Origin of the sequence: Proteus sp. PR00208, assembly GCF_016238545.1 — a bacterium.
Classification (GTDB): Bacteria; Pseudomonadota; Gammaproteobacteria; order Enterobacterales; family Enterobacteriaceae; genus Proteus.
This window is the reverse complement of sequence record NZ_JAEHQE010000015.1, coordinates 102,662-108,978: the sequence shown is the minus strand read 5'-3', so window position 1 is coordinate 108,978 and position 6,317 is coordinate 102,662. Positions and strand designations below refer to the sequence as shown.

Annotated in this window: 4 protein-coding genes and 1 pseudogene; 3 read left to right on the top strand and 2 right to left on the bottom strand. The window is 27.0% G+C overall.

The window, feature by feature from the left end; translation table 11 throughout:
* Together JEP36_RS11725 and JEP36_RS11720 are read left to right on the top strand one after the other, a co-directional pair.
* A partial coding sequence (locus tag JEP36_RS11725; protein ID WP_198630232.1) for a hypothetical protein occupies nt 1–1,529 on the top strand: 1,529 nt, incomplete at its 5' end.
* A 74-nt stretch (nt 1,530–1,603) separates the two neighbouring features.
* Nucleotides 1,604–4,234, top strand: a complete 2,631-nt coding sequence (locus JEP36_RS11720) for a hypothetical protein (protein WP_198630231.1) — start codon at nt 1,604–1,606, stop codon at nt 4,232–4,234.
* On the opposite strand, the gene JEP36_RS11715 is transcribed toward JEP36_RS11720, so the two are convergent.
* Entirely contained in the window at nt 4,235–4,645 is a 411-nt protein-coding gene (locus tag JEP36_RS11715; RefSeq protein WP_198630230.1) for a GNAT family N-acetyltransferase, read from the bottom strand.
* Nucleotides 4,646–4,758: 113 nt separating this feature from the next.
* On the opposite strand from JEP36_RS11715, the pseudogene JEP36_RS11710 reads away from it, so the two are divergent.
* Nucleotides 4,759–5,796, top strand: a pseudogene (locus JEP36_RS11710) (AbrB family transcriptional regulator).
* 112 nt (nt 5,797–5,908) lie between these two features.
* Here JEP36_RS11710 and JEP36_RS11705 read toward each other — a convergent pair.
* Complete coding sequence (locus JEP36_RS11705; protein ID WP_198630229.1) at nt 5,909–6,259, bottom strand: YacC family pilotin-like protein; 351 nt, start codon at nt 6,257–6,259, stop codon at nt 5,909–5,911.
* Nucleotides 6,260–6,317: the final 58 nt, after the last annotated feature.

Sequence of the window (6,317 nt, the reverse complement as noted above, 5' to 3'; positions counted from 1 at the left end):
AAGAAAATGTAGTTGATAAAGAAAATGTAGTTGATAAAGAAAATGTAGTTGATGAAGAAAATGTAGTTGGTGAAGAAAATGTAGTTGATAAAGAAAATGTAGTTGATAAAGAAAATGTAGTTGATGAAGAAAATGTAGTTGGTGAAGAAAATGTAGTTAATAAAGAAAATATATTTAATAAAAATACGGATGAACTTGAAATAGAAAAATATTTTAATGAAATAATAGAAAGTGCGGATTCAATTACTAACTTAGTCAGTGGTGCTGAGGATATAATAGATTCTAGGCGTGATTTGAAAAAAGAAGCTAGAAATAAACTTTCAGAATTTATTACTAATTCAGGAAAGAAGGAATTAAATACAGAACAAAAACTTTATTTTAGAAGTGAGAAAAAAAGGAGCTTTAAAAATCTAATTGTAAATTTAATTTCACCATTTAAATTTATAAATAGAACATTATTACCTATAAAAATAAACTTTGAGAATAAAAATATAAATAAATCGTTAAATACATTTAAGTTTGATAATATATCAATTGATAATGATGCGTTTAATAATTTCTCAAATAAGTTAAATCAACTTAATAAAACATTTACTGATAATGTTAATAAGGTAATATCTAAAAAAGTAAATAGTAATAACAAAATAGATATTATGATCAAATATCATACATTAGAAAAAGCTTTGGAGTGTAAGCTTGTTAATGATATTAAACTGATAAATGATGAACTTAAAGCTGATTTAGCTAAAAATAAATTCCAGAATAATTATTCTGATTTGCCTAGTAAAATAATGAATGAATTAAACGTTATTTTAAATCCAAATATAGATGAATTATCCTCTTCTAAGACAACCGATAAGGTAAAAAATTTAATAAAAGAAAAAATCAATAGTCAGGATAAGGATGTAAAGATTGAGAATTTTATTGATAAAATTATTGGTTCTATTTTTAATAAAGATAATATATTAGAAATTGAAAAAACTGTTGATGGTAATTTTGAAAAAATAAAACAAGAAATATCTTTACGTTTAACAAAAGGATTATTTAACCAGCTATCAAAAGATGAAAACTTTATTGGCGAGGAGGACTCTATTGCTAAAGTAGACAACTTAATAAGGATGGTGAGCAAAGATATTTATAAGAATATGGGAGAACAAACGGATAAAGAAATAAAATTAATTAATGATAGTTTTTATGAAAATATAAAGAAAAATGATAATGGACATAATTTTCTTACTCGGCTATTTAAAAACTCAAGTAATAATATTAATTATAAATGGGCGCAAGATGCTGTTGTTTTACTAATTAGTTATAGTTATTTTGGAAATAAAAAGAATGAAACAACTGAATACTTTAGTTATGGTAAAGTGACAGATGGCGGTAATGGTACTAGTAGTACACAAAAAACAGTAGTGGAAAATAACTTAAAAGGTATTTTTAGCCGGCTAGGGTTAAGTATTGATGATTTAGATAAATCTAAAGATGAAGTGCTAAGAAAGTATTTTGCTAATTATTTTGAGCATGTTTAATAATTTCATTAAATTATTTTTATTTGTATTTTTAATGAGTTAATTATATTTATTGATTTATAGGTGGGTGATTTATGATTAGCAAAACAAATCTATTTAAATCCAACGTGTCATTTGTAAATAAAAAGCATTATCTTCCCAAAAAGGAAGATTATATTTTTACAAAAAAAATAACTGAAATAAGAAATACACCAGTTTCACCTTCTTTTGGTAAGAGAATTATTCATGTGTTGACTTCTTTATTTCATAAAATAGAGATTGGTTTTCTTATAAAAGATATAAAAAATAATAAGCTATTTGATACTGTTAATATAAACAAACATAGTAATATTTTTAATAAAATAGATGAAAAAAATATTGAAATAAAAAATAAAAATTTAAATTCTATAAATAACATAATTTCTCATGCAAATGATAAATTTGATTTTTACAGTTTCTGTGATTATATAACTGAAGTAAAAAGAGCTAAAGATTTTTTCTCAGGACTAGATGATATAGAGAATGAAGGCTCTGACAGTAAATTAATTGTAGAATATTTAAATGAAATTATTGTAAATAGAATAACTTCAATAAATGATAAAAGTATGAAAAATATTTTCAAGTTAATAAATTCAATTTTTAATTTTGAAAATATTCATTTAAATAAAAGATATGATTTTATGAGTAACTTTTCAACAGGTAAAGAAAGAGATAATTTTATAAAATCAATGAACATTTTACTTATTGGTATTGAAGAAGCCCAAGTGCTTAATAAGTTTGATGATACTATAAAAAATAAAATAGAAAATAAATTATCTACTATTATGATGATAGCACTTAATAAAAATATGGGCAGTGAATATTCCTTTAATGACTTAATGCAAGAATGGATAGGGAAATATATTAGTTATAACCATAATGCGATAAAAAGAAATACGATAGTAGATACAGGTACACAAGTAGATACAGATATAATTAATGATATAGCTGAGGAAAGTGAAAATGAAGATTTGAATAAATTATTGAATTATGATTTTATTTTTAAAATGGACGAAGAAGTAGAAGAGGAAATAGCAAAAGAAATAGACGAGGAAGTAGAAAAAGAAAGAAAAAATAGAATCAGAGAAAATGCAGAGGAAGAAGCAGATAAACTAATTAGAGAAATAAAAGTAAATGCAGAAAATGAATCAAAGTTAATAATTAATAAGTTAGAAAGTAAATCTAATAAAGAAAATAAAGAAGATATTGTTAATTTATTAAGTGAATATTACAATGATTCGGTAAATAAACTTTCAAATATTATTTTATCTATGGATGAAATAATGAAAAAATACAATGAAATTAATTTGATAGATGAGGGCGTTAAGGAGATTTTATCTGGTGATGATAAGAAAATAAACACAGATTTTAATATTCATGCAAATGAAGCACAAAAAATAATGACCTCTATTTATGATATTTTAGCTTCTATAAACCAGTTAAAAGAGAGAGGTAATGCAGAAGTTGATGAAAGTGATTCTTATCATGAAATAAAAGATCTTTTAATTAAATTAAAAGAAAATATAAATATAAAAAATGAAATTGATGAAAACTATAAATTGCCAATAAAAAATAATATAAAAGAGCTAATGAATGAATTTGAAAACTCCATTTCAAAGATGGAGGAATTGCTTTTAGATGATGATCTAATTAAATTAGATAACACGTCGAAAAGTGAGAATGTTTTAAAAAATAATATCTCTGAGTTAAATGAATTAGAACCGATTAAAGAAGATATTAATGAATCTGTTCCAGAAGAACCACTGTCAATAATTTTCGACGAAAGTTATTCTAAAATAGATGATTCAGTTTCATCATTGATGGAAAAAATAAATAAAGGAATTAATAGAACGGTGTTAGATAAAAAAGACACCTATAGTTATAGTATTAGTTCAGGCTCTGAATTTGTAACTAAAGTAAGAGAGAAAATGGAGGAAAATAGAAAATCAAGAAGTACGAGAAATAATCCTATAAAAAATAAAGTATTAGATAAAATTATGAATAATTTTATTGAAAATAGCATTGGCAAAGAGGATGAATTTCACTTTTTGAAAAGTGAAGTTGAAAGGGTTAATAAAATAAATAAAGAAAATAAAGAAAAAAAAGAGTCATTAGACAATGAAATAAAAATACCGATAATAGAAAGTAAAATAGAGAGCGCTCAGGATTTAAAATTCAATAAAAACAAATCGGAAGCTAAAATATCTTCAAGTGGTGGACCCGCAACAAATTTAAATATAGGTAAAAACTCAAATAAAATTAATATCGATAATGGAGAAAATTTTCAATCTAATATTATTTTTGAAAGTAATCTAGATGATATCTACTTTGATGATTATAAAGAGATGAAACATTTTAAAATAGAAAGTCCCTTTATAATTTTTGAATTTAATAAAAGTAAAAATAATAATGCAAAAATTAAATTTAACTATTCTAATAGTAAGATTTTCTATTCTGGGTTAAATTTAAAAAGTAAAGAAATAAAAAGTAATAATTTTTTAATTGAAAACTATATAACTAGTGAGGTTGGGAAAAATATAAATAAGTTTATTAATGCTAAAATAACGGAAAGTGAAAAACTAGTAGATGAAAAAACATCCGATAACTTTAAGATGGCAATAAATAGCATAGTAATTGCGATTAATAGAGATCTAAAAAATAAGAGTAAGGAAAAAAATAAAAAATAATTATAAATCTTTCCTTAAGTAATATTTTTTATCACTAATTGGATAGTTCTCTAGCGTGCCAAATATTTCAAATCCCTGCTTTTGATAAAAAGGCAGGGCTTGAAAACTAAAGGTATCCACTTCAGCATATTTGGCACCTTTTTCTTTTGCAGAGAATTCCATAGCTTGCAGTAATTCTGTTGCTATATTTTTTCCTCGATAGGCTTTATCTACCCACAAATAACGAATACGTAACCAATTTCCTAAAATATCACCTGTTATCCCACCCATCTTTTTACCATTTTCTTCCTTAAAGACCGCAAGTGGTGTGTATTGATCCATATGAATATAGTTGAGGTTATGTGTTAATAAACCTTCATAAATTTCATTGATCTCATTTGATGTGGGATTTGTGGTTATTTTCAGCGACATAATCGGCTCTATGCATTAAAAAAAATAATAATTACATTATCACTATTTGGTTATTAAATATTTATACAAATGCTAGGATGGAAACAATAATTAAAAAAGCTGGATAACACAACATGTCGTTTTTGAAAACTCTACCGGGTATTTTGTTTTGTGCATTAATTGGTGGTGTGCTAACCCTTTCTGGTTTACCTATGGCACTGATGTTTGGGCCGATTATTGTTGTCATCATTGCTTATCGCTTTAAATGGGAACTGTCAGTGCCTAAGCACACATTGACATTTATTCAACTGACTTTAGGTTCGTCGGTTGGCTTAATGTTTAATCAAGTTCATTTAGGCAGTGCTGATAACTTAATTATTCTATTACTGACATTAGTTGTTTGTTTAGCCATTCAGTTTTTTGTGAGTTTCTTTTGGTTTCATCGTCATATCGGTTGGACAAAAGAAGAGTCGATGTTAGGTGCCGTACCCGGTGCGATGGCGGCTATTTTGGCTCTTACTGATCATACTAAAACACCACCACAAAAAATCGTTATTTCTCATACCATTCGTTTAATGGTGCTGATTATTATGGCGGGTTTTATTGTGGGAGCCGATAAAGCCAATATGCCTGAATTTGCAATACCCGAAATGACGATAATTTCTCTGTTGTGGTTATTGTTGATTATTGCGTTAGGGTTGGGCTCTGGGCTTTTATTATAGAAAATCCGATTTCCTGCACCTTTTATGCTGACCTCATTAGGCAGCGCGATATTGGTTCAATCTTTTGTGAGTGAGCCTATTACGTTTCCAATGCTTCTTAATGAATTGAGCATGGTATTAATTGGTATGAATATTGGCGCACATTTTGTTGTTTTCCCGCTTTCATCACTGATTAAAAATGCATTTTCTTCTGTGCAAGTTGTGATTATTAATGTGATTTTAACCGTGATTGTGGCGTATGGGGCGGCTTATCTAACAGGTGTGCCTTGGGCAACGTTAGTATTAGCTTGGGCGCCGGGAAGTATGGAAGCAATGACTTTTGCTGCGATAACCATGAATGTAGATGCGGCTTTTGTTATGTCGAATCATATTTTTCGAATGCTGATTATTCAAAGTATTCCATCTGTGGCTTTGTATTGGAACGAATATAGACAGAAGAAAAATAATTAGCATAAAGAAAAGTAGAAAAATCTTTTGATAACCTCTATCAGTTTTTTATATCGCGACTGTATTTAAAGAGGTTATCTCGCTTTATTTATCCAATAGTGAATTAACACGAGTATTAATAATTTAATAAACTTAGCGATTTATTCGCTAATAGCTGACATTTCTTACTGTGTGTTACTTCAATACCTTTTAAATCTTTATAGCTATCTTCATTTAATTGGCTCATTGGCAACGTTGAGTAATTACTGACATCCCATTGTTGTGATCGTGAAAAAACCATTAATGCTCTTTCAATTTTAGGTTTTGATATTTGCTCATAACCACAATCTTTATTTAGAAAAAGGTAGATAGCGGTTAAATCTGCCAAGTCTTCTGCTTGCGTGTAAGTTAACGCTTTTGTACTCGAAGAAAAGAGCATAGTAAAAGAAAACGTTAGTGTGCAGAACAAGGCGAACATTTTTTTCATTAGGCGTGCTATTCCTTTGTGTGATGATTTAGCAAGTTTTGTTATTTGGCTTAATGTA